The sequence below is a fragment of the Oscillibacter sp. genome, from assembly GCF_028693505.1.
Lineage (GTDB): Bacteria > Bacillota > Clostridia > Oscillospirales > Oscillospiraceae > Oscillibacter.
This window is the reverse complement of record NZ_JAQUVF010000005.1, coordinates 15,001-38,086: the sequence shown is the minus strand read 5'-3', so window position 1 is coordinate 38,086 and position 23,086 is coordinate 15,001. Positions and strand designations below refer to the sequence as shown.

The window sequence follows — 23,086 nt, the reverse complement described above, 5'->3', positions numbered from 1 at the left end:
CTCCTTATACCTTGTCGGTGACTTTTTCACCGAACAGGCCGGTGGGCTTCACACACAAAACCACAATCAGCAGCGCAAAGGTGAACGCGTCCGAAAACGTGGTGTAGCCCGCGCCCTTAATAAGCTCCTCGCAAAGGCCGATGATAAACGCGCCCACCACAGCGCCGGGAATGGAGCCGATGCCGCCGAACACCGCCGCCACGAAGGCCTTCAGTCCCGGCATGCCGCCGGAGGTGATGGCCACGGAGGGGTAGTTGGTGAAGTAGAGAATGGACCCCACTGCCGCGAGAAAGGAGCCGATCACAAACGTCATGGAAATCACGGCGTTGATGCGGATTCCCATGAGCTGGGCCGTTTCAAAATCCTTGGCGGCAGCCCGCATGGCCATGCCGATCTTGGTGTGGTTGATGAGATACACCAGCGCCAAAACCAGCAAAATGGTCAGCACCGGGGTGAGCAGCGTGACCCGCTTGGTGGATTGCCCGAAAACCATCACGTTGTCGGAAATCCACGGAATGGGGCGGGTCACCGGCTGGGGAATGCCGCCGGTAATGTAAAACGCCAGATTCTGAATCAGATAGCTCACGCCGATGGCGGAAATCATCAAGGACATCCGCGGCGCGGAGCGCAGCGGCTTGTAGGCCACCCGCTCGATGACAAAGCCCAGCAGCACCGTGGCAATCAGCACCAGCGGCAGCGCCAAATAGAGCGGCAGCGCGCTGGTGGCGTAAACCATCACAAGACCCGCCACCATGAACACGTCGCCGTGGGCAAAATTGATCAGCCGCAAAATACCGTAGACCAGCGTATACCCGATGGCGATCAGGGCATACTGGCCGCCCACGGAGATGCCGTTGATGATATAAGGCAATCCCTCTCCCATAAAAAAACCCTCCCGTGTGCGTTTTTCTCAGATTGGACCGTCTCAAAAAAGTGGGCCATCCCGTTCTTTTGAGGCGTCCCATTTCAAAAATGCGGAAAAAGGGGATGGCGGAGCGTTCCGCGCGCCATCCCCTTTTCTAAGGAAACTCTGATGAAAGCCCCACGTGTTGGTTTTATCAGAAGGTTCCAAAAATTTTCCGGATCAGTCCACGCCCTGCACCTTGACAAAGTCCCAGGCGCCGGTCTGGGTGTTGGCGGTCTTGATGTAGGCCGCGTCCCGCTTAGCGTCTCCAATATCGTCAAATTCAATCAGACCGGACACGCCCTCATAGCTCACGGAGGGCAGCGCCTCCATCACGGCCTTGGGGTCCGTGCTGCCGGCGGCCTTCAGCGCCTCCAGCGCGGTGAAGTAAGCGTCATAGCCCATGGCGGTGACAGCCGCGATCATGTCGTTGCCGCCGTTGTTGGTTTTGGCGTCGGCGTTGGCATTGATCCATTCCTTGATGCCATTGTCGAAGTCGGGGTTGCCGCCCTCTTGATAGAAGGTGGTGACCTTCACATCGACGGTTTTGCCGGTGGTGCTCTCCGCAACCTTGTTGTTGTCCCAAGTGTCGGAGCCCAGCAGAGCGCCGGTATAGCCCTGCGCGGCGGCGGCTTCAATGATCAGCTGGGCATAGTTGGTGGAAACGGGAGCGAAAATAACGCCCGCGCCCGCGCTCTTGGCATTGTTGATATAGGAAACAAAGTTGGCGCTGCCCTCGGGGAAGTCCTCCGCCACCACAGTGCCGCCCAGCTTCTGGAAGGCCTCGGTAAAGTAGTGGACCAGACCCTGATCGTAATCACTGCCCAGCATGGCCAGCGTATAGGCGGTGGTCACGCCCAGCTCTTTATAGGCGTAGTTGGCAAGCACCGTGCCCTGGAAGGGGTCCAGGAAGCAGATGCGGAAGTAGCAGTCATAGTCGGAGGTCACCTGCGGATTCGTGCAGGTCACGCCGATGGCCGGTACGCCGGCTTCCTCAAAGACCTTGCCGCCGGCAATGGATACGCCGGACCCGTAAGAGCCGAGGACCACGGACACGTCGCGGTTCACCAGCTCCGCCGCCGCAGAGGGTCCGTTTTCCGGTGTCGTCCGGTTATCCACGATCTCCAGCCGGACATCATAGGTCTCCCCGCCGATTTCCACCGTGGGTTGGACCGTGTTGGCATACTGCATGCCCAAAATCTCCTGTTTGCCGCCGGCGCCGTTATCGCCGGTCTGGGGCTCATAAATTCCGATGCGGACCGTTTTATTCCCAGAATCTGCGGGAGCGCTCCCGCTGGAGCCGCTCTGGTTGCCGCCGCAGCCGGTCAGCGCGCCGAGCATCATGGCAAGGGTCAGCAGGAAAGCAGACAGCTTTTTCATTCTTTTCATCCTCCTATTGTTGGCGAAGCGAAATGCCCGCCTCTTACATGGAAGCATTTTACGTGTTTTGGCGCGGCATTGCAAGGTAAATTATACACAGAAAGATTTCCATTCTTTCCCTTTTTTAAAAGGCTGTGTTTTTTCATAAGCGTTCATTTGTCTATACATCGCGGACATTCTTGCTTTTGTAAAAAAATTCGAGCAACAATTGTCCGTCCCTCACGGACGCACTCTTTTGGTGATTTCGCCAATCCGCGTTAAAAATGTTCCTGCCGTTTTGGACTTTCCTATGGGGGCGCCCTGACACGGGATAGGAAAGCAGGCCGTTTGCCAAAACGCAAACGGCCTGCACAGTCTGTCGATAAACCTTGAAATCCCGAAAAACGGGAAGGAAGATAGTTACGAAAGAAACCCAGGAAGGGTGTCTTTCGTTTTCAATCATAAGTTTTTGAAACTTTTCGCGGGTTTCAAAAACTTGCCCAGCGTGTCGAAAAGACTTTTTCGACACGCTGGGCAGGCCGTTTGCCAAAACGCAAACGGCCTGCCCAAATCATTTTTTTCGTTATTGAGGCGCGGCAGCTTCCCCGTCCAGCAGGCGGAGAAACGTCTCCCGCTCCATTGTCTCGTGCTCCAGCAGGAAGCGGGCCACCTCGTCCAGCTGGCGGCGGTTGGCTTCCAAAATGGCTTCGCATTGCGCGTAGGCGCTGTTCACCACGTGCTTGACTTCCTCGTCAATTTGGGCTGCCACCGCCTCGGAATAGCTGCGGCCCTGACTCATGGTGCGGCCAATGAACACCTCATCGTGGCCGGACTCAAAGGAGACCGTGCCGATGCGCTCGCTCATTCCGTACGTCGCCACCATTTTCCGGGCGATCTGGGTGGCACGCTGGATATCGTTGCTGGCGCCGGTGGAAATGTCCCCGATACACAGCTTTTCCGCCACGCGACCGCCCAGCAGAGCCACGATCTGATCCTCCATATAGCGCTTGGAAAGGTAAGACCGGTCCTCCTGCGGCAAAGAGATGGTCATGCCGCCAGCCTGCCCCCGGGGAACGATGGTAATTTGGCTGACCGGGTCCTGCCCCGGCAGCGCGTGCATCACCACGGCGTGCCCGGCCTCGTGCCAGGCGGTCAGCTCCCGCTCGTGCTGGGGGATGACCCGGCTCTTTTTCTCCGGCCCCGCGATGACTTTGATCTCGGCCTCTTTCAAATCGGCCATGGTGACGAATTTTTCGTTTTTCCTCGCCGCCAGCAGCGCGCCCTCGTTGATGAGGTTTTCCAGATCCGCGCCGGTAAAACCGGCGGTGCCCCGGGCCAGCTGCTCCAGATTCACGTCCTCCGCCAGGGGCTTGCCCTTGGCATGGACCTTCAAAATTTCTTCCCGGCCCCGAATATCCGGCAGTCCCACATAAATCTGGCGGTCAAACCGGCCGGGCCGCAGCAGTGCGGGGTCCAGCACGTCCGCGCGGTTGGTGGCGGCAAGAACCACCACGCCCTCGTTTGCGGCAAAGCCGTCCATCTCCACAAGGAGCTGATTGAGCGTCTGCTCCCGCTCGTCGTGTCCGCCGCCAAGGCCGGTGCCTCTCTGGCGGCCCACGGCGTCGATCTCGTCAATAAAAATGATGGCGGGCGCGGTCTTTTTCGCCTGATCGAACAGGTCCCGGACGCGGCTGGCGCCAACGCCCACATAGAGCTCCACAAAGTCGGAGCCGGAGATCGACAAAAAGCCCACCCCCGCCTCGCCGGCGACAGCCTTGGCAAGCAGCGTCTTGCCGGTGCCCGGAGGGCCGACCAGCAGCACGCCCTTGGGGACCCGGGCCCCCAGCGTCAGATATTTCTGGGGTTCCTTCAGGAATTCCACGATCTCCTGAAGCTCCTCTTTTTCCTCGTCCGCGCCTGCCACGTCCTCAAAGGTGACCTTGCGGTCCTTGTCCGTCAGCGTTCTGGTGCGGGCGGAGCCGAATTTCGCCATCCGGTCGCCGCCCATGCCGCCCTGTCCCCGGGCAAACATGAAATACCACATCACGCCCAGCAGCAGTGCCGAGAGCACCCAGGGCAACAAATACTCCAGCCAGTTGGTGGCGTGGTTTTGATAGTAATTATAGGAGGTGATGATGCCCTTGTCCGTCTGCTCCTGGACAAGATCGTTCAGATCCTTATAAAAATAGTCGAAATCATACAGCTCATAGTGTATCGTCTCGCTGCCGTCCACCGACTCCCGCAGGTGCAATGTCAGTGTGTTTTCCTCCACGGTAAAGGATTTCACCTTTTCCTGAAGAAACAGCTGCCGGACCTCCGAATACTCCACCTTGTTGGTCTGGCCGTTCATCTGCCACAGGAAGCTGGCGCATATCACGATGACCATGAGCAAAAAGAGAATGCTGAGGTTCGACGTGCGGTTTTGTTTTGTCACTGCGAGGCTACCTCCTTCGCGCTTTGGATCGCTTAATCCATCCGGCGCGGATTTTAGTTTCCGGCGTAAACCTCCGGTTTCAGAACGCCGATATAGGGAATGTTGCGGTATTGCTGGGCATAGTCCAGACCGTAGCCCACCACAAACTCATCCGGCACGGTAAAGCCAGCGAGGTCCGCAGTGATGTGTTTGGTGCGGCGGGAGGGCTTATCCAGCAGCGTGACAAGCGTAATGGAGGATGCGCCCTTTGCGAGGAAGTACTCCTTCAAAAATGCCAGCGTATTGCCGGAATCCAAAATGTCCTCCACAATGATGAGGTGGCGGCCGGTGATATCCTGCTGCAAATCCCGGGTGATCTGCACCCGGCCGGAGGATACCGTGGCATTCTGATAGGAGCTGACCGCGATAAATTCCACGTCGCTCTTCACCTGACAGGCCCGGACCAAATCCGCCATAAACACGAAGGACCCCTTCAAGACGCCCAGAAACAGCGGGTTCTTCCCCTGAAATTTTTCAAAAAGAATCTCGCCCAGCTGGTCCACCCGCGTTTTCAGTTCCTCTTCCGTCACCAGGACCTTCAAAATATCGTTTTCCATCTCACTTCTCATGCTTGTTCTCCTCTGTCTCTTTGATCAAAATAAAGGTTACCAGCACCGCTTCCTCCTTGGCGCGGGCCGCAAACTTTTCATCCGTGCCAAGAAAGGGCGCCGCCGCCGCGTCCGCCCCCACCCGCACCACCGGCATGGCGTCCCGCACGGGGGACGAAATGCCGTGGTCAAGGCAAAGCCGCTTCAGCGTTCTGGCACCCCGGCTGCCGGGAAGGGTCATGCGGTCGCCGCCGCGCCACGGGGTGACCCGCAGTGTCGTTTCCGCCGGGACACGCAGCGCAGCCGTCAAGCCGGAACTGCCCGCATTGCGGGCCGCTCCCGTCCCGCGCGCTTCCGCGCGCACCAGCCACCCGCCAAAACGCACCGTCTGCCCCACCCGGAGCAAAACCTCCTCCGGCGGCGTCAGATGTTCAACATACAATGTATACCGTCCCCGCCGGGCCGTCAAGCCGTAAGGCAGGGAAACCGCAGCGTCCGTCGAGCCGCCCCGCGCCAAACGCAGCACGGCCTCCACATGGACGTGGGCGAGATCTCTCCGTTTTCCTGCGGCCCGGGAGAGCACCAAAAGCACCGTGCGCTCCGCCAGGGCCTCGGGAAGCTGCGTCAAAACCCCGCAGGGAAGAGACAGCCCACGGGGCGTCTCCACCGCCTTGGCGGCCTCCTGCGCCGCCAAAAGCTCCAACGCCCGGTTTTCTCCCTCCAAAATGGCGGCGGCGCGGGACATATTCTCCACCGCCCGGGGATTCAGCGCCCGCAGCACCGGCAAAACCTGATGGCGCAGCACGTTCCGGGCGGCGTCATCCGTCTGGTTGGTCTCGTCCTCCACATGGGGGACCTGATTTTGCAGGGCGTAGGCCGTCAGCTCCGCCCGGGTGATCGTCAAAAAGGGACGGCAAACCCCGTCCCGCACCGCCGGAATGCCGGAAAGGCCCGCGGAGCCGGTGCCCCGCAGGAGGTTTAAAAGCATAGTCTCCGCGCTGTCGTCCGCGTGATGGGCGGTGAGGATGGCATCGCACCGGGCTTGTGCACAGGCTTGCCGCAAAAACTCGTACCGCAGCCGCCGGGCGGCTTCCTCCACAGAAAGGCCCTCCGCCGCCGAGAGCGCCCGGGTATCCCCCTGTCCGGAAAAAAACGGCACGCCCCGCTGGGCGCAGAAGTCGCGGACAAATTGCGCGTCCCGCTCCGCGCGCTCGCCCCGGAGGCCGTGATTGAAATGGGCGACCACGGGAGAAAACGCCGCCTGCCGCAGCATAAAATCCAGCAGGCACATGGAATCCAGTCCGCCGGAGACGGCGCAGAGCACTCGTCCGCCCCGGGGGAACTGCCGCTTTAAAAAGGCCCGGGCCGGGGCCAGCTCAGTCCTCATCGTCATACCGGGTATCCAGCGTGGAGAACTGGGTATATTCGGGCATCCAGCGCAGCTCCACCTTGCCGGTCTCGCCGTGGCGGTTTTTCGCCACGATGCACTCCGCAATGTTGTGCTTTTCGGAGTCCTCGTTATAGTAGTCGTCCCGGTACAAAAACAAAACGATATCCGCGTCCTGCTCGATGGCGCCGGATTCCCGGAGGTCGGAGAGCATGGGCCGCTTGTCGTCCCGCTTTTCATTGGCGCGGGAGAGCTGGCTCAGGCAGATCACGGGAACGTTGAGCTCTTTTGCCATGATCTTGAGCATACGGGACATGTCGGACACCACCTGCTGGCGGCTCTCGCCGCCGCCCTTACCCCCGGCGGAGGTCATCAGCTGCAAATAGTCGATGACCACCAGCCCCAAATCCTCCAGACGGCGGCACTTGGCGTTCATATCCGCCACGGACAGCATGGGATTGTCGTCGATGCGGATGTCCAGCTTGTTCAAAATGGTTGCCGCGCCGGCAATTTTTTCCCAGTCCGTCTCCCGCAGGGCGCCGGTTTTCAGGCGGTTGTTCTCCACCAGTGCCTCGGAGCTGAGCAGGCGGGTGGCCAGCTGCTCCCGGGACATTTCCAGCGAAAAGACCGCCACGGTTTTCTTGCTGCTCTTCGCCACGTTCAGCGCCACGTTCAGCGCGAACGAGGTCTTGCCCATGCCGGGTCGGGCGGCCAGCAGAAGGAGGTCGGACTTGTTGAGGCCCGTGATCTTCTGGTCCACGGCGGAAAGGCCGCAGGAAAGGCCCGGCAGATGGTTTTCACTCTCACTCATCTCGCTGAGACGGTCCAGCACATCGGGCAGCACCTGGCGCAGCGTCACCATCTCCTGCGCGCTTTGCCCCCGCCGGATGGCGTATACCTTTTGCTCGGCGGCCTCCAGAATGTCGCCCGCCTCGCCCATGCCCTCCTGCACCAGCGCCGTGATCTCGGACGCGGCCTGGGCCACGCCCCGCAACAGCGCCTTGTCCCGCACGATGGCCACATACTCCATCACGTTGGCGCTGGTGGGGGTGATCTCCATCAGCTGGGCAAGATAGGAGCGGGTGTTTTCGTCGTATGTCCCCGTTTTCTGCATTTCCTCACAGACGGTGATGCCGTCAATGGGCCTTGCGTAGGAAAACATGGAGTAAATCGTCTCAAAAATATCCCGGTTTTGCCGCAGATAAAAGTCCGACGGGCGCAGCTTGTCCATCACGTCCTTGACGCAGTTGGCGTCAATCAGCATGGAGCCGAGGACGGCCTGTTCGCCCTCCAGACTGTGGGGCATCTGCCGGGTCAAAAGATCTTCCATTGCCATCGTACTTACCTCCGGAAGGGATTTTCTCCCCCGCGCGTCAGGGGGAAGCGGGACGCCAAAAGGGGACGCGGCGCATGCAAAGCGGCGCGGTCAGAGCGCGGGCGCTTTGCATGGAGCGCCTGCGCTCTTATTTTTCTTCAAACACAAACACGTATACCGTGCCGCTCACTTCAAATCCCAGCTTTGCCTTGACCTGATAGCTGCCAAAGGCCTTGATGGGGTCCTCCAGCGCCAGCTTCTGCTTGGGGATTTCCACGCCGTACTGGGCCTTCAGCCCGTCGGAGATCTCCTTGGTGGTGACGGCGCCGAACAGCCGCCCCCCGTTGCCCGCCTTGGCGGTGAGCTTTACCATGCACTCCTTGAGCTTCTCCGCCGTGGCCTCGGCCTCCGCCTTCAATCGGGCCTCCTCGGCTTTGCGGGCCTTTTCCTTGAGGTTCATGGTGTTGATGGCGTCCGCCGTGGCGGCCATGGCCAGCTTTCTGGGCAGAAGGAAGTTCCGGGCATAGCCTTCGGACACTTCCACCATCTGGCCCTTTTTGCCCTGGCCCTTCACATCCTGTTGTAAAATCACTTTCATGGGTTTGTCTCTCCTTATTGCACTTGATTATTTCTCAAAATATGCGTCGATTGCCTCTGTCAGCTGCCCGCGCACGGCGTCGATGTCGCCGTTTTCCACGCGGCCGCCTGCCGTGGTGGAATTTCCGCCGCCACCCAGCGCCTCCAGAATCACCTGTACGTTCACCTCGCCAAGAGACCGGGCGGACATCAGCACATCCGTACCGTTGCGATAGATCACAAAGGACGCCTTCACGCCCTTAAGCGTCAGCAGTTCGTCCGCCGCCTGCGCCGCCGCCACCCGGTCCGCGCCGTCCTGTGGGATGACCGCAAGGGCGATATCCTCCCGGTACAATTCCGCCCGGCGGATAATATCATAGCGGGAAACCATGTCGCTCAGATCGTTTTGGAAAAGCCGCTGCACATCCGAGGTGTCCGCGCCGGCCCGGCGCAAAAAGGCCGCGGCCTCAAAGGTGCGTCCGCCGGTGCGGAGGGTGAAGTGCTTCGTGTCCAGAACAATGCCTGCCAGCAGCGCTTCCGCCTCCTGGCGCAAAAGGTCCGAGGGTTCCACCAGGTATTGCAAAAGCTCTGTCACCAGCTCGGAGGCCGAGGAGGCGTAGGGCTCGTGGAAGCTGAACGCCGCGTTTTCAATGTAGGTGGCCGCCCGGCGGTGGTGATCGATCACCGCCACGCGGTTGCAGGATTCCAGCAGCTGGGGGCTTTCCACCATGTCCGGCCGGTTGGTGTCCACCACCACCAGCAGCGCCCCCGGCTGGATCTTCAAAAACGCATCCGCAGCGGAGAGGAACACGTCCGCATACTCCGGCAGCTCGCGCATCATTTGCAGCACGGCATCCGCCGCGCTGTGCTCCAGATCCATCACAATGCGGGCGCGCTTGCCCCGCTTCCGGGCGGCGCAGCACACGCCCACGGCAGCCCCCAGCGCGTCCATGTCCGCAAAGCTGTGGCCCATGACATAGACCTCCGCCGCGTCCGCCATCAGCTCGCTGAGTGCGTTGGCCATCACCCGGGACTTGACCTTCGTCCGTTTTTCCGTGGTCTTGGCCCGGCCGCCGTAAAACTCAAAGTCCATCCGGTTGCGGACCACCGCCTGATCGCCGCCCCGGCTGAGCGCCATCTCTACGGAAAGGCTTGCGTTTTTATAAAGCTCCGCCATACTGTCGGCGTCCTTGCCCACGCCGATGGAGAGCGCCGGGTGGATACCCTCGCCCACCTTGATGTCGCGGATGGCGTCCAGCACGGAGAATTTATCCTCCGCAAAATGCTCGTAGTGCTGCTCTTCAAAAATGAAGAGGTAGCGGTCCCGCTCGATTTTCAAAAGCAGACCCTCTGCGCCGGATGCCCACTGGTTAAGCTTTTCGTCGATCTGGGCCAGAATGGCGCTGCGCTGGGTATCCGCGCAGGCTTTCATCAAATCCTCGTAGTTGTCCACCATCAAAAGCGCCAGCACGGGGCGGGTCTCGGTGTAGACCTCCCGCAGCTCGTCGGCCTCCGTGGTGTCCACCCAGTAAGTCGTTGCCACCAGATTCTGCTCCCCGCCCCGGCCCTTGGCCCGGACCAGACTGCCGTAGACCCGGAAGCGGCGGCTGTTCATAAACACCCGCTCGGGACACTCCTGCTTGCCCTCCAGCAGCCACTGCACCGGGCAGTCCGGCACGGCGTCCTCCACCTTCATTTCAAAAAGGTGCTCCCGCACCCCCGCCAGCTGCAAAAAGTTTTCGTTGCTCCAGATCACCTCGCGCGTATCCGGGCGAAACACCATGATGGGCAGCGGGGAATTGATGAGCGTGGATTTGCTGGCGGTTTCCACACTCCCGGTAACCCTGTCGATGTACTGCAAGATTCCCTGACGCCGCTTTTGATTCCCTCTGGTAAAGTAGATGTAGAGCCCCACCGTTGCCACACCCTCTGCCAACGCCAGCACGGGGCTGACGGTCACGGCGGCCAGTGTGAACACCAAAAGGCAGAGAAAATACAGCTTCAAATTCGGTTCCAGCAGGCGGGAGAGTTTTTTATTATTCATCGGATGGCTCCTTTTTCCGCTACTGATAGATTTAAATAGTATAGCAGTTTTTTGCCAAAGAAGCAACAGCCAAACGTCTCCATGCACGCAAAACGCGCTGCCGTCCGGATGAAAAAATTTCCTTTCGGCTACCAGCGCCGTCCGCCTGCGCCCCATGGCCCGCCTAAAAAAAATTGTATACAAACCGGTGTTTCTGTGCTATACTATAACAATCCAAGCGTTGAGAAGCGTTTCTTCTCCGCTTTCTTCGTATTTTACCGGCGCGGGCGGAAGTCTCGTCCGGTCAAATAAATAGACAGCTCTCATAGTTCAAAACGACATGGCGTAACTGAACCCCTGCCGGCGAAACGGGGCCGGGCAGGCAACGGGCGTCTTTATTTTGTGTGCGCTTTTTTGCACGTAAAAACACTTCGCCGCGTTTTGTCTTTCGTTGAGAGGTCTGTACATATCTTGTATACAAAAAGGAGTATTTCTATACTATGGCAGAAAAATTGAAAATCATCCCCCTTGGCGGTCTCAACGAAATCGGCAAAAACATGACCGCCTATGAGTACGGCGGGGAGATCATTGTGGTGGACTGCGGCATGGCGTTCCCCGATGACGACATGTACGGCATCGACTGCATCATTCCCGACGTCACGTACCTCATCAAAAACCGCGCCCGCATCCGCGGCCTGTTCATCACCCACGGACACGAGGACCACGTGGGGTCCATTCCCTATGTGCTCAAGCAGGTCAACATGCCCATTTACTGCACCCGTTTCACTGCCGGCCTCATCAAGCTGAAGCTGGATGAGCACGGCCTCACCAAGAGCACCAAGCTCATCACTGTGGAGTCCGGCAAATCCGTCCGGGCCGGAAAATTCACGGTGGAATTTATCCACGTGAACCACTCCATCGCCGATTCCGTGGCCTTTGCCATCCACACCCATATGGGCACGGTGGTCCACACCGGCGACTTCAAGATCGACTCCACCCCCATTGACGGCGAGGTCATTGACCTTGCCCGTCTGGGCGAGCTGGGGAAGGAAGGCGTTTTGGCGCTGTGCGCCGACTCCACCAACGTGGAGCGTCCCGGCTTCACCCCCTCGGAAAAAACCGTGGGCGTGACCTTTACCCGCCAGTTCAACAACTGCGACGACCGGATCATCGTCACAACCTTCGCCTCCAACGTCCACCGGGTCCAGCAGGTGCTGGACGCCGCCGCCGCCTGCGGGCGCAAGGTGGCAGTCACCGGGCGCAGCATGGAAAACATGATGCGCGTGTCCACGGAGCTGGGGTATATGAAGGTGCCCAAGAACACCCTGATGGACATCACCAAGATCAAGGGCCTGCCCAAAAACAAGCAGGTCATCGTCACCACCGGCTCTCAGGGCGAGGAAATGAGCGCCCTCTACCGCATGGCATTTTCCACCCACAAGCAGGTGGAGATCGGCGCGGGCGACAAGGTCATCATCTCCGCCTCTGCCGTCCCCGGCAACGAGGTGACGGTGGGCCGCGTCATCAACGAGCTGTTCCGCAAGGGGGCCACGGTGGTCTATGACCGGGCGGATATGCTGCACGTCTCCGGTCACGCCTGTCAGGAGGAGCTGAAGATCATCCACGCGCTGACTAAGCCCCGCTTCTTCGTCCCCCTCCACGGTGAGCAACGGATGCTGCAAATCCACAGCCAGCTTGCCCAGCAGATGGGCATGGACCGCAATCACATCGCCATTGCCGACAACGGCACCGCCATCGAGATCACCGCTAAGACCCTTAAGCTGGGCGGCAGCGTGCCCGCAGGCGAGGTATATGTGGACGGTTCCGGCGTGGGCGACGTGGGCGCCGTGGTCATGCGGGACCGCAAGCGTCTGGCTGAGGACGGCATGGTCGTGGTGGTTATGCCCGTCTCCTCCCACGACGGCGCGCTGCTCTCTCCGCCGGAGATCATCACCCGCGGCTTCATCTATGTGAAGGAGTCCGGCGATCTGATGAAGGATTTGCAAAGCGTGGCGGCGGAAGCCGCAGAGTCGGTGACCCGGAAGCACAGCCGGGACGAGGGCGAGCTGAAGGGCACCGTGAAATCCGCCGTCAGCAACTATCTCTTCAAAAACACCAAGCGCAATCCCATGGTCATTCCCGTTGTGACCAAACTGTAAGGTCCAAAACTTCCAAAAGCCTCCCGACAGATGCTGTCGGGAGGCTTTTTTTCAGCGGCAGGCCGCTCATTCCGCTTGACTTGCGGCCCACTGCCCCGGTTTGCGCCGAAGGAAACTCATTCCGTCGTCTCCGGCAGCTCTTTTCCGCACAAAAACCAGTCCTTGCAGGTCAGGCCCTGCTTTTCCGGACTGTTTTGCCGCTCCAGCAGCGCTTCATAGGTCTGCGGGGGCGGCACCAGCACCGGCTGGCCCGGCTGCCAGTTTGCCGGTGTGACCACATGGTTTTCATCCGTGGTTTGCAGCGCCGTGAGCAGCCGCAGAATTTCCGGGATGCTGCGCCCGTTGGTCAGCGGATAAATCAAAATCGCCCGGATTTTTTGCTCCGGATCGATGAGAAACACGTTGCGCACCGTTTCCTGCCGACTGGCGTCCGGCGCGATCATTCCATATTGCCGGGCGATCTCCCCCGTCCGGTCCGCGATCACGGGGAAGGGGACCTGAATGCCCGTGGTGAGATAGATGGCATAGACCCAGGCCAGATGAGAGGGATTGCTGTCGATGCTCAGCCCCAGCAGCTGGGCGTTGCGCGCGTCAAACTGCGCAATCGCCTTGGAAAAGGCGATAAATTCCGTGGTGCAAACCGGTGTGAAATCGCCGGGATGGGAAAACAGCACCACCCATTTCCCCTTATAGTCGGAAAGGCGCAGCGGTCCAAAGGTGGTAACGGCGGAAAAATCCGGCGCCTGCATTCCTAAAGAAAGATGATTGTCCATGGCATGACCTCCTTGCCTGACAGTGTATGCCCCATGTCGCGCGGGCGTTCCCGTTCCGGCGCAAAAAGGCCGCCCGCTTTCGCATAGGAACCGCTGTTTTTGCAAAGCCTATTTCCATAAATGACGACAGGAGGAACCATGAATGTCAGTTTCTTTGCAGGAAAGTGAGACCCTAAAAAACTTAATGCGCTCGTTTGCGGGGGAAAGTCAGGCGCGCAACCGCTATACCTTTGCAGCCTCGCTGTGCAAGCAGCAAAAGCTTCACGTGCTGGAGGCGGTGTTCCAGTTCACCGCCGGGCAGGAAAAGGAGCACGCGGAAATCTTCTACAACCACATGAAGGACCTGGGCGGGACCACCGTAGAGATCGACGCCAGCTACCCGCTGGACCAGACAAGCAACGTGGTGCAACTGCTGCGGTATGCCCAGCACAACGAGTATGAGGAATTTGATCCCGTATATCGGACGTTCGGGGAGATTGCCGCCAAGGAGGGCTTTTCCGCGGTGGCCTCCTCCTTCCGCCAGATCTCCAAAATCGAGCAGACCCACGGCAACCGCTTCGGCCATCTGGCGGACCTGCTGGAATCCGGCGCGCTGTTCGTCTCCGACACGGTGTGCGGCTGGATGTGCCTGAACTGCGGTCATATCCAAGAGGGGCTGGAGGCCCCGAAGGTCTGTCCCGTGTGCAACCACGATCAGGGCTTTTTTATCCGTCTGGAAATGGCGCCGTGGGGCGGTGCCTCCGTCCTTTGCTAAAACGCAGCCCATACAAAAAGCGCCCGGACAGATTGTCCGGACGCTCTTTTTCACTCAATAGCCGAGGATCAGGCCCTTTTCCATGGCGTAGAAGGAGGTGAGTCCGCGGCAGGGGAGGATATCCACCCGCTTGACGGGCAGGTCCGCTTGAATCTGTTCCTTCAGCCGCAGCGCCCCCGTCAGGTTTTCGCAGTGGGAGATCACGACCTCGGCCCCCGCGCAGTCCTTGCTGGCGCTCATCAGCGCGGTGATGGCCTTGTAGGTCTTGGCTTCGCCCCGGGCCTTGTCAGAGACATGGAGGGTGCCCTGGGGGGTGGCCTCGGCGATCACATGGATGCCAAGCGTATGAAGCAGCGTCCCCACCAGAGGCCGCATCCGGCCGTTTTTGATAAGATTGTCAAAGCTCTCCAGCGTAAAGCAGGTGCGCAGCGCGGCCTGATACAGCCGCAGCTGACCGCAGATCGTCTCGAAATCGCTCTCCGGCGCGGCTTCCACCAGCTCTTGGGCGCGGCGGATCAGCAGCACCATGACACCGGCAGTGGACTTGGAGTCAATGACGCAGACCTGCTTTTCCGGATGCTCCTCCAACACCATTTCCCGCCCCATCATGGCGGCGTTATAGGTGCCGGAAAGACTTGAGGAAATCGTAAAGCAAATGGTCCGGTCCCCCTTTTCAAAGGCGCGGGCAAACGCCGCCGGGGACGGGCAGGCCGTGGAGGACGCGCTTTTTTCCACGCCCATCGCCGCCAGCAGCAGCGGCACCTCCAGCTCGTCGTTATCCAAAAACTCCCGGTCACCCACCTGGAGCCGCAGCGGCACCGTCTCAAAATGGATCAGGTCGCTCTCAAAATCGGCCGCACGTAAATCGCAGCTGCTGTCACCCACAATGTTCCAGGTCATATGAATCTCCTTGTAATATAGTTTTGCATACCATATTTTTTCTTATCATACTGCGTCGGTCAGCGTTTGTCAATCCTTATCCGGTATTTCGGGCCTTGACAATGCCGCTTTTGAATGGTATGGTATCGAGTGTTCTGAAAAGAACAGTTCTTTCAAGAACAATAGAAGAGGAGAAGGGCATGCCTATTTCTTATACCCAAATGCTGCAATTTTATCAGCAGTTCGGAAAGTTTTATACCCGCCAGTTTGACCCGCTTCTGGAGCAGGCCGGTCTTTCCATGAAAGATGTGAATGTGTTGCTGTTTTTGGCGAATAATCCGGAATACGACACCGCCCGGGATGTGACGCTCTTCCGGGGGCTTTCCAAATCCCAGGTGTCGCAGGCCGTGGAATTTCTGGTGTCCCGGGGCCTTTTATCCCGCGTACCGGACCGGGCGGACCGGCGCATCGTTCACCTGACGCTCACAGACGCGGCGCGTCCGCTGGTGGCGGAGGCACAGCGGATTCAAAATGCCTGCGGCGAGCGCCTGCTCTCCGGCTTTTCTCCCGAGGAGATCGGTCAGCTGGACATGCTGCTGGAGAAGGCCCTGCGCAACGGTACCTCGCTGGGGAAGGGGGGCCTTGCATGACGCGGCAGAAAACGATAGATTTGGGACACGGCCCTGTGGGCCGTTTGCTGTTTTCGCTGGCTTTGCCGACGATCACCTCCCAGATCGTGAACATGCTCTACAATCTGGTGGACCGCGTATACATCGGCCACATGCAGCCTGTGGATTCCGTGGGCAAGCTGGCGCTGACCGGCGTGGGCGTGTGCCTGCCCATCATCATGGTCATCTCCGCCTTTGCGGCGCTGCTGGCTCTGGGCGGCGCGCCCAGAGCCTCCATTCAGGAGGGGCGGGGCGACAGTCGGGGCGCGGAGCAGATTATGGGCAACTGCTTTACGCTGCTGGTGGCGGCATCCTTGGTCCTGACCGTGGCGTTTCTGTTTTTTGCAAGACCGCTGCTGCTCACCTTTGGCGCCAGTGAAAACACCATCGGCTACGCCATGGAGTATATGCAGATCTATGCTCTCGGCACGCTCTTTGTGGAGGTGACGCTGGGCATGAACGGGTTTATCACCGCCCAGGGCTTCACCACCGTGGGGATGCAGACGGTGCTCATCGGCGCGGTGCTGAACACCATTCTGGACCCGCTCTTCATTTTCGGCCTGCACATGGGCGTGCGGGGCGCGGCGCTGGCAACGATCCTCTCGCAGGCCGTGTCGGCGGCGTGGGTGCTGCGTTTCCTTTCGGGAAAGCAGACCAAATGGAGGCTGCGGCGGGAGAGTCTGCGCCCTCGGGCAAAGGTGGTGGCGCCGTGTCTTGCGCTGGGGCTGGCGCCCTTTATCATGCAGTCCACGGAAAGCCTCATCGCCGCGTGCTTCAACGCCTCCCTGCTCCGCTACGGCGGGGACATCGCCGTGGGCGCCATGACGGTGCTCACCAGCATCATGCAGTTTGCCATGATGCCCCTGCACGGCCTCACCCAGGGCGCTCAGCCCATCATCAGCTACAACTACGGCGCGCGAAGCGCCCAGCGGGTGCGCGACGCGTTTTCCTGTCTGCTGCGCGTCTGCGTGGTATACTCTCTGGGACTGTGGGTGCTGGTGCAGCTGTTCCCCCGGGTATTCGCCCTGATTTTCAACAGCAATGCGGAGCTGGTGGATTACGCCGCTTGGGCGCTGCGGGTTTACATGGGCGCCACCGGCATCTTCGGCATCCAAATCGCCTGCCAGCAGACCTTCATTGCGCTGGGCAATGCCAAGGCGTCCCTTTTTTTGGCGGTGCTGCGAAAGATCATTTTGCTGATCCCCCTGATCTATATTCTGCCCCATTTCTTTGCCAGCAAAGCATTTGCGGTATTTTTGGCGGAGCCTGTGGCTGATTTTCTGGCGGTATGCACCACCGCGATTCTCTTTGCCCGACAGTTCAAAAAAAGCATGGCGGAGCTGGAAGCGCCGCCTGCCGAAGCATGAAGCCTGCCCCACCCGGGCAAACGAAGGAGGACCCGCGCTGCGGGTCCTCCTTCGTTTGCATTTTTTACGATTTGCGTGGGCTCAATCCGGCACCACCGGCACGGCGTCCGGGGGAATGGGGCAGGTATACCCCGCCGCCGTCTGCTTTTCAAATTCTGCTCTGGCCGCCGCCAGCAGCGCCGGGTCCTCCAGTAGATCGATGACGGCGCCGGCAAGCACCTTGCCCGCGTGGACGGCGGCCTTGTGGCCGATCTCCGTCCGATCGCAGGAGACATTCTGCCAGCTGTGGCCGGGGCAGCCGTTGGGCCAGGACGCCACGTGGATCTGCCCGGTGGGGCACTGCCAGCTCACGTCGCCCACGTCCGTGGAGCCGGGCTGGAAGGCCTCCCCCTGATAGAGCGGCACGAGGAAGTCATTCATCGCCCCGCCCGCCGCCGCGCGCAGAGAGCGCACCGTCTCCGCGATGGCGGCGTCGTACCCGGCCCCGATGCCGGGAAGCGCGTCGCTGCCGGGATAGGTGGCGGCGAGGGCGTTGGCGTACGCGTGCTCATCTGCTGTGTGGGCGGGAACGCCCAGCGCCTCGAAATTGCGGTAGAGCACCGTCTCCAGCGCGTGGTTTGGCACGGTGTCCGCCAGCGCGTCGATAAACTGCTTTTTGTAGGTGGTCTCCGTCATCAGCGCCGCGCCCCGGGCGATGTCGTCCACCCGCGCCTGTAGGGCTACCGCCTCCGCCACATGGTTGGACCGCACCATATACACAAAACGCTGGAGCGGGGCTGCACCACGTTGGGACTGCGACCGCCGGCGTCGGTGATGGCATAGTGGACGCGGGCCTTGTCGCTCATGTGCTCCCGCAGAAACTGAACGCCCAGATTCATCAGCTCCACCGCGTCCAGCGCACTGCGGCCCCGGTCCGGGTCTCCCGCGGCGTGGGCGGCGACGCCGGTAAAGTGGTATTGGGTCTGAATACAGGAGTTGGAGGAGCCGGTGACCACCTCGTTGACGTCATCGGGATGCCATGTGAGCGCCGCGTCCAGCGCCCGCCACAGGTTCTCCCGGGCCATAAAGGCCTTTGCCGCGCCGCCCTCCTCGCCGGGGCAGCCATACAGCACCACCGTGCCGGAGACGCCGCTCTTTTCAAGATAGGCCTTCACACCCAGTGCCGCGGCAAACGCCCCGGCGCCCAGCAGATTGTGCCCGCAGCCGTGTCCGCAGCCGCCGGGAATGCGCTCCTCCCGGGTGAGGCTCTCCGCCTTTTGGGAGAGGCCGGAGAGGGCGTCGTATTCCGCCAGGAGGCCGATCACCGGGCGCCCGCTGCCGTAGGCGGCGGAAAAGGCGGTGGGGATGCCGCAGATCCCCTTTTCCACGGTAAAGCCCTCCTGGGCCAAAACGGCGCAGTATTTGGCGCAAGAGCGCTCCTCCTGCAAGGAAAGCTCCGCGTATTCCCAGACGGAATCCGCCACGTCAGCCACCAGAGGGGCTTTTTTCTCCACCGCGGCAAGAGCCGCCTGTTTGTTTTGATTCATCAAAGACATCTTCTCCCTTTCTTGGATTCTCGCACTTTTTCGGTTTTGGCGACAGAGTCAGCAAAGGCACGCACACCGTGCGTGCCTTTGCCGGCAATATGCTTTTAAAGGACCTTGCTTAAGAAATCCCGGAGACGGGGATGCTGGGGATTTCCAAAAATGTCGGCAGGGGTGCCCTGCTCTAAAAGACGTCCGTCCGCCATGAACAAAACCCGGTTTCCCACCTCCCGGGCAAAGCCCATCTCGTGGGTCACCACCACCATGGTCGTGCCCTCGTGGGCCAGCTGTTTCATGACCTCCAGCACCTCACCCACCATTTCCGGGTCCAGCGCGGAGGTCGGCTCGTCAAAGAGCATGACGGAGGGTTCCATGGCAAGGGCCCGGACAATGGCCACCCGCTGCTTCTGACCGCCGGAGAGCTGGATGGGGTACGCGCCGGCCCGGTCCTTGAGGCCCACCCGGTCCAAAAGAGCCAGCGCCCGGTCCTCCGCCTCGGCCCGACTTATGTGCTTGACCTGAATGGGCGCGAGCGTCATGTTCTCCAGAATGGTCATGTGGGGGAAGAGGTTGAAATGCTGGAACACCATGCCCATCTTCTGGCGGTGCTGGTCGATATCCAGATTCACGATCTTGCCCTCGGCGTTTTTGACTTTTCGCTTGGTAATATCCACGCCGTCAAAGAGGATGGAGCCGCCGGTAGGCTCCTCCAGCAGGTTCAGGCTGCGCAAAAACGTGGACTTTCCGGAGCCGGAAGGCCCAATGACCACCATCACGTCTCCCCGCTCCACGTTGACCGTGACGCCGTCCAGCGCCTTGATGGCGCCCTTGTTGTAGTATTTCTTCAGGTCGGTGACCTGAATGAGACTATCTCTTGTCGCCACGGCTCATTCTCCTTTCGAAGTAGGCAATGACCTTGCTGGTGGGGAAGGTCAGGCAGAAGTACATCACCGCCACCACCAGCAGCGGCTCCAGCACCAGGAAGGTGCCCGCCTGCGCCGCCTTCACAGCGGACATCAGGTCCTGCACGCCGATGGTATATGTAATGGCGGATTCCTTAATGATCGTCACAAATTCGTTGCCGATGGCGGGAAGAATGTTCTTGATGGCCTGGGGCAGCACCACGAAGCGCATGTTCTGCCCCTGGGTGAGACCCAGAGAACGGGCCGCCTCCGTCTGGCCGCCGTCAATGGACTGGATACCGGCCCGGATGATCTCGGAGAGATAAGCGCCGGAGTTCAACGCCAGCGCGATGACGCCGGGCAAAAAGCGGTTCAGCTTCAAAAAGCCCAGCACGGTGACGGAGGGCAGATTGATGACGTTCTTATTGAACACCACCTGATAGACAATGAACAGCTGCACCAGCATGGGCGTGGCGCGGATGATCTCCACATACACCGTGGCAAGAAAGCTGATGGGATTGAAGCGGCTGAGCAGCAGCAAAAAGCCGCCGTCGCGCAAGTGCCCGTCCCGGTCCAGCCCGAGGGCGCGGAAGGGGCGGAAGTTGGTCATTCGCATCACGGCCAGCGCCAGCGCCAGCAGAAAACCCAAAATGACCGTGAACAAGGAGAGGTAGACGGTGCAGAGCATTCCCTCCTTGAACATGTCGGCGTACTGAAACACCTTTGCAAAACCTGCTGCGGAAATTTTCATTGCGTGAACTCCTTTCGGGGCTTCTTTCTTAGAACGCGCAAATCCTCCCCGCAAATCAGCGGGGAGGAAACGCGAATATTTCTTTGAAAAGGGGCTTAGCCTTCCAGCAGACCCTCGTGGATGTCGCCGGCAGCCAGCTCGTTGGCCTGGGTCACAAAGTCATCCATAGAGCCGTCCGCCAAGACGGCGGCAATGGCCTGATTGACGCCCGCCAGCAGCGGCGCATTGTCCTTGACGACGCCCACGGCGGAGCCTTCCACTTCATAAGGCACATCGAAGGCAATGTACAGATCGGGATAGTTCTTCTGATAGCTCTCCGCCACCACGGTCTCGATGAAGCCCGCGTCCAGCTTGCCGCCCAGCAGCTCGGAAACCACGTCCGTCACCTTGGCCAGCTGCACGATGTCGGCGTCGGGGGTGTTGGACACGGCCAGATCGTACTGAATGGAGCCCAGCTGGGCGCCAATGGCCAGAGAGGGATCGTTGAGCTGGGAGAGCTCCGTCCACTTATCCTTGTTGGCCTGGGTGGTCACCAGAGACTGGCCGCCCTGATAGTAGATGTCGGAAAAGTCCATGGCGTCCATCCGGGTGGGGTCGGGAGAAAGACCGGCCATGCCCAGATCCACGTTGCCGGCAGTGACCTCGCTCAAAACGCCGTCAAAGTCCATGGGGACCACTTCCAGCTCCAGACCCAGATAGTCGGCGATGTACTGCGCCAAGGCCATGTCAAAGCCGGAAAGCTGGGCGTTGCCCTGATCGTCAATGGCGTAAAACTCATAGGGGGCGAAGTCGGGGCTGGTGGCAACCGTCAGCTTGCCGCCGGTGACGGTGGTGATGTTCTTTTTCAGCTCGTCAATGGGCATGGCGGCGTAATCCACCGTCTCGTCCGAAGCGGGAGCGTCGGTTTTTTCGGGGGCGGCTTCCTTCTTGCCGCCGCAGGCGGCGAGCGAGAGGACCATTGCTACGCTCAGCAGCAGTGCAAATGCTTTCTTCATGATGCAATCTTCCTTTTCCAATCAAAGTTCTCTTCCCTCGCGGGGAGAGGTAAAATCGTCTTTGCCAGAAGGAAAGGTTTTCCTCCCGTTGACTGTGGATACCTTACCACGCCCGACTGTCCCTGTCAATACTTTTTCAGAAAAAATGCATATTTATTTGGTCGTTTTTGTCTGTGACGTGAAACATAGCAGCATTTTCCATGGTTTTACAGGGTTTGTTTGTGCGTTTTGCTCAGTTCCGGGTGAATAATTGCAATGAATATGCATTTCATATTTGCATACGAGCTGTCGTTCACGCGCGAACAAGCGGGCGCATTTGCGCCCGCTTGTTGCTTTCTTTATCCCAGCAGCACGCCCGCCACCAGAAACGCCATGGTCAGCACCAGAAAATACAAAATCAGCTTCCAGACATATTTGACCCACCGGTCGTAGGGCACATGGCCCAGCGCCAGCGCGCCCATGACCACCGCTGCGGTGGGCGTGATGATATTCACAAGGCCCGACGCGGACTGGAACGCCGTCACCACCAGATCGCCGCCCACGCCCGCGAATTTGCCCAGCGGCGCCATAATGGGCACCGACAGCGTGGCAAGTCCCAAGGAAGAGGGGATCAAAATGGTGAGAGGCAGGTAGATGAGGTAGACCAGCAGAACAAAGCTGATGCTGCCTGCGCCGGAGAGGGCCTGCTCGCCCCAGTGGAGGACGGTGTCGGTGATGCCGCCGTCGTTCATCAAAACGGTGATGCCGCGGCTGATGCCGATGATGAAGGCCACGCCCAGAAGGTCGGCGCAGCCCGCCACGAAGGTGTCGGCGATGTCCTCTTCTCCCATGCGGTCGATGAGACCGATGACAATGCCGCCCACCAGAAACAGGGCGGAAAGCTCCGGGAACCACCACCCCAGCGCAGGCAGGGGCAGTCCCATTTCGTCAAAGGGGATGACGCCGTAGATCATCACGAGAAAGGTCAGGCCGAAGAGCACCATAATGCCTTTGCGGCGGGTGGTGAAGGGCACGGACTCCTCCATGCTCACATGGAGCTTGCCCGCGCCCACGCCCACCACGGACCGGGACGGGTTCTTTTTCACCCGGGCGGCGTAGGCCATTACAAACCAGACGGCCGCCCCCTCGAACACGATCCATTGCAGTACCCGCAGCACAATGCCCTCCCCCAGCGACACGCCGGCAAAGCCTGCGGCGATGCCGGTTGCAAAGGGGTTGACCGTTGAGGCGATGATGCCGGCGCCCGCGCCCAGCAAAATGACGGAGATGCCCACCACCGCGTCATAGCCCGCCGCGAGGAACACAGGAATGAGCAGCGGGTAGAAGGCCATGGTCTCCTCCCACATGCCGTAGGTGGTGCCGCCCAGTCCAAAGAGCAGCATCAAAATGGGAATGAGCCATTTTTCCCGGCCGCCCAGCCGGTGGATCACGCTGCCGACGCCCGCGTCCACCGCGCCGGTTTTCATTACAATGCCCAGGAAACCGCCTACCATCAATATAAACACGCACACGTCCACCGCGTCGTAAAACCCGGAAAACGCGGCCTTCAGCACGTCTCCCACGCCTTGGGGCGTCGGCTCTACAAGATGGTAGGACCCGGCTATGGGCACACCGTCCACATACTCATAGGCGCCGGAGGGAATGAACCATGTGGCAACCGCCACCAAAATGATAAGCAGGAACAAAATCGTATACGCGGTAGGCATGCGGAATTTGGATTTGCCCAAGGG

20 protein-coding genes are annotated in these 23,086 nt (G+C 59.9%); 4 read left to right on the top strand and 16 right to left on the bottom strand.

Features of this window, described 5'->3' with window-relative positions:
- Nucleotides 1-4 precede the first annotated feature (4 nt).
- The 8 genes from PHI30_RS02535 to PHI30_RS02500 all read right to left on the bottom strand — a co-directional run bounded on the left by PHI30_RS02535 (nt 5) and on the right by PHI30_RS02500 (nt 10,606).
- Nucleotides 5-883, bottom strand: coding sequence for a branched-chain amino acid ABC transporter permease (locus tag PHI30_RS02535; protein ID WP_300023474.1), 879 nt, complete (start codon nt 881-883; stop codon nt 5-7).
- A gap of 201 nt (nt 884-1,084) precedes the next feature.
- Nucleotides 1,085-2,284: an ABC transporter substrate-binding protein gene (locus PHI30_RS02530; protein WP_300023471.1), complete on the bottom strand. Its 1,200-nt coding sequence runs from the start codon at nt 2,282-2,284 to the stop codon at nt 1,085-1,087.
- A gap of 562 nt (nt 2,285-2,846) precedes the next feature.
- Nucleotides 2,847-4,649 (bottom strand): ATP-dependent zinc metalloprotease FtsH, encoded by a 1,803-nt coding sequence (gene ftsH, locus PHI30_RS02525; RefSeq protein ID WP_300023588.1) that lies wholly within the window; start codon nt 4,647-4,649, stop codon nt 2,847-2,849.
- Between the two features lie 101 nt (nt 4,650-4,750).
- The gene (hpt, locus tag PHI30_RS02520; RefSeq protein WP_300023469.1) at nt 4,751-5,305 is read right to left on the bottom strand and encodes a hypoxanthine phosphoribosyltransferase; all 555 of its coding nucleotides are present in this window, start codon (nt 5,303-5,305) and stop codon (nt 4,751-4,753) included.
- On the bottom strand, nt 5,295-6,677 hold the full coding sequence (gene tilS / locus PHI30_RS02515) for a tRNA lysidine(34) synthetase TilS (protein WP_300023467.1): 1,383 nt from the start codon (nt 6,675-6,677) through the stop codon (nt 5,295-5,297). Before tilS ends, hpt begins: the two co-directional genes overlap by 11 nt.
- Nucleotides 6,661-8,007: a replicative DNA helicase gene (dnaB, locus tag PHI30_RS02510; protein WP_300023464.1), complete on the bottom strand. Its 1,347-nt coding sequence runs from the start codon at nt 8,005-8,007 to the stop codon at nt 6,661-6,663. The genes tilS and dnaB overlap by 17 nt, the downstream gene beginning before the upstream one ends.
- Before the next feature lie 127 nt (nt 8,008-8,134).
- Complete coding sequence (gene rplI / locus PHI30_RS02505; protein ID WP_300023462.1) at nt 8,135-8,584, bottom strand: 50S ribosomal protein L9; 450 nt, start codon at nt 8,582-8,584, stop codon at nt 8,135-8,137.
- 27 nt (nt 8,585-8,611) lie between these two features.
- A complete protein-coding gene (locus PHI30_RS02500; RefSeq protein ID WP_300023460.1) occupies nt 8,612-10,606 on the bottom strand; it encodes a DHH family phosphoesterase in 1,995 nt (664 codons plus the stop codon).
- 479 nt (nt 10,607-11,085) lie between these two features.
- Here PHI30_RS02500 and PHI30_RS02495 point away from each other — a divergent pair, with 479 nt between their 5' ends.
- Nucleotides 11,086-12,744, top strand: a complete 1,659-nt coding sequence (locus PHI30_RS02495; RefSeq protein ID WP_300023457.1) for a ribonuclease J — start codon at nt 11,086-11,088, stop codon at nt 12,742-12,744.
- A gap of 116 nt (nt 12,745-12,860) precedes the next feature.
- Here the strand turns inward: PHI30_RS02495 and PHI30_RS02490 are convergent, their stop codons facing one another.
- Entirely contained in the window at nt 12,861-13,517 is a 657-nt protein-coding gene (locus PHI30_RS02490; protein ID WP_300023455.1) for a peroxiredoxin, read from the bottom strand.
- A gap of 142 nt (nt 13,518-13,659) precedes the next feature.
- Here PHI30_RS02490 and rbr point away from each other — a divergent pair, with 142 nt between their 5' ends.
- A complete protein-coding gene (gene rbr / locus PHI30_RS02485) occupies nt 13,660-14,271 on the top strand; it encodes a rubrerythrin (protein WP_300023453.1) in 612 nt (203 codons plus the stop codon).
- A gap of 54 nt (nt 14,272-14,325) precedes the next feature.
- Here the strand turns inward: rbr and PHI30_RS02480 are convergent, their stop codons facing one another.
- Nucleotides 14,326-15,171, bottom strand: a complete 846-nt coding sequence (locus PHI30_RS02480; protein ID WP_300023450.1) for a DegV family protein — start codon at nt 15,169-15,171, stop codon at nt 14,326-14,328.
- Nucleotides 15,172-15,350: 179 nt separating this feature from the next.
- Between PHI30_RS02480 and PHI30_RS02475 the strand changes: the two genes are divergently transcribed.
- Nucleotides 15,351-15,800, top strand: coding sequence for a MarR family winged helix-turn-helix transcriptional regulator (locus PHI30_RS02475; protein ID WP_300023448.1), 450 nt, complete (start codon nt 15,351-15,353; stop codon nt 15,798-15,800).
- Entirely contained in the window at nt 15,797-17,185 is a 1,389-nt protein-coding gene (locus tag PHI30_RS02470; RefSeq protein ID WP_300023445.1) for an MATE family efflux transporter, read from the top strand. The genes PHI30_RS02475 and PHI30_RS02470 overlap by 4 nt, the downstream gene beginning before the upstream one ends.
- 81 nt (nt 17,186-17,266) lie before the next feature.
- On the opposite strand, the gene PHI30_RS02465 is transcribed toward PHI30_RS02470, so the two are convergent.
- From PHI30_RS02465 to PHI30_RS02440, 6 genes are all read right to left on the bottom strand, one after another.
- Complete coding sequence (locus PHI30_RS02465; protein WP_300023442.1) at nt 17,267-17,938, bottom strand: hypothetical protein; 672 nt, start codon at nt 17,936-17,938, stop codon at nt 17,267-17,269.
- Entirely contained in the window at nt 17,905-18,711 is an 807-nt protein-coding gene (locus PHI30_RS02460) for an amidohydrolase (protein WP_300023439.1), read from the bottom strand. Before PHI30_RS02460 ends, PHI30_RS02465 begins: the two co-directional genes overlap by 34 nt.
- A 104-nt stretch (nt 18,712-18,815) precedes the next feature.
- On the bottom strand, nt 18,816-19,592 hold the full coding sequence (locus PHI30_RS02455; RefSeq protein ID WP_300023436.1) for an amino acid ABC transporter ATP-binding protein: 777 nt from the start codon (nt 19,590-19,592) through the stop codon (nt 18,816-18,818).
- Entirely contained in the window at nt 19,576-20,361 is a 786-nt protein-coding gene (locus PHI30_RS02450) for an amino acid ABC transporter permease (RefSeq protein ID WP_300023433.1), read from the bottom strand. The genes PHI30_RS02455 and PHI30_RS02450 overlap by 17 nt, the downstream gene beginning before the upstream one ends.
- Before the next feature lie 95 nt (nt 20,362-20,456).
- Entirely contained in the window at nt 20,457-21,356 is a 900-nt protein-coding gene (locus tag PHI30_RS02445) for a transporter substrate-binding domain-containing protein (protein ID WP_300023430.1), read from the bottom strand.
- Nucleotides 21,357-21,694: 338 nt separating this feature from the next.
- On the bottom strand, nt 21,695-23,083 hold the full coding sequence (locus tag PHI30_RS02440; RefSeq protein WP_300023427.1) for a YfcC family protein: 1,389 nt from the start codon (nt 23,081-23,083) through the stop codon (nt 21,695-21,697).
- Between the last annotated feature and the right edge of the window lie 3 nt (nt 23,084-23,086).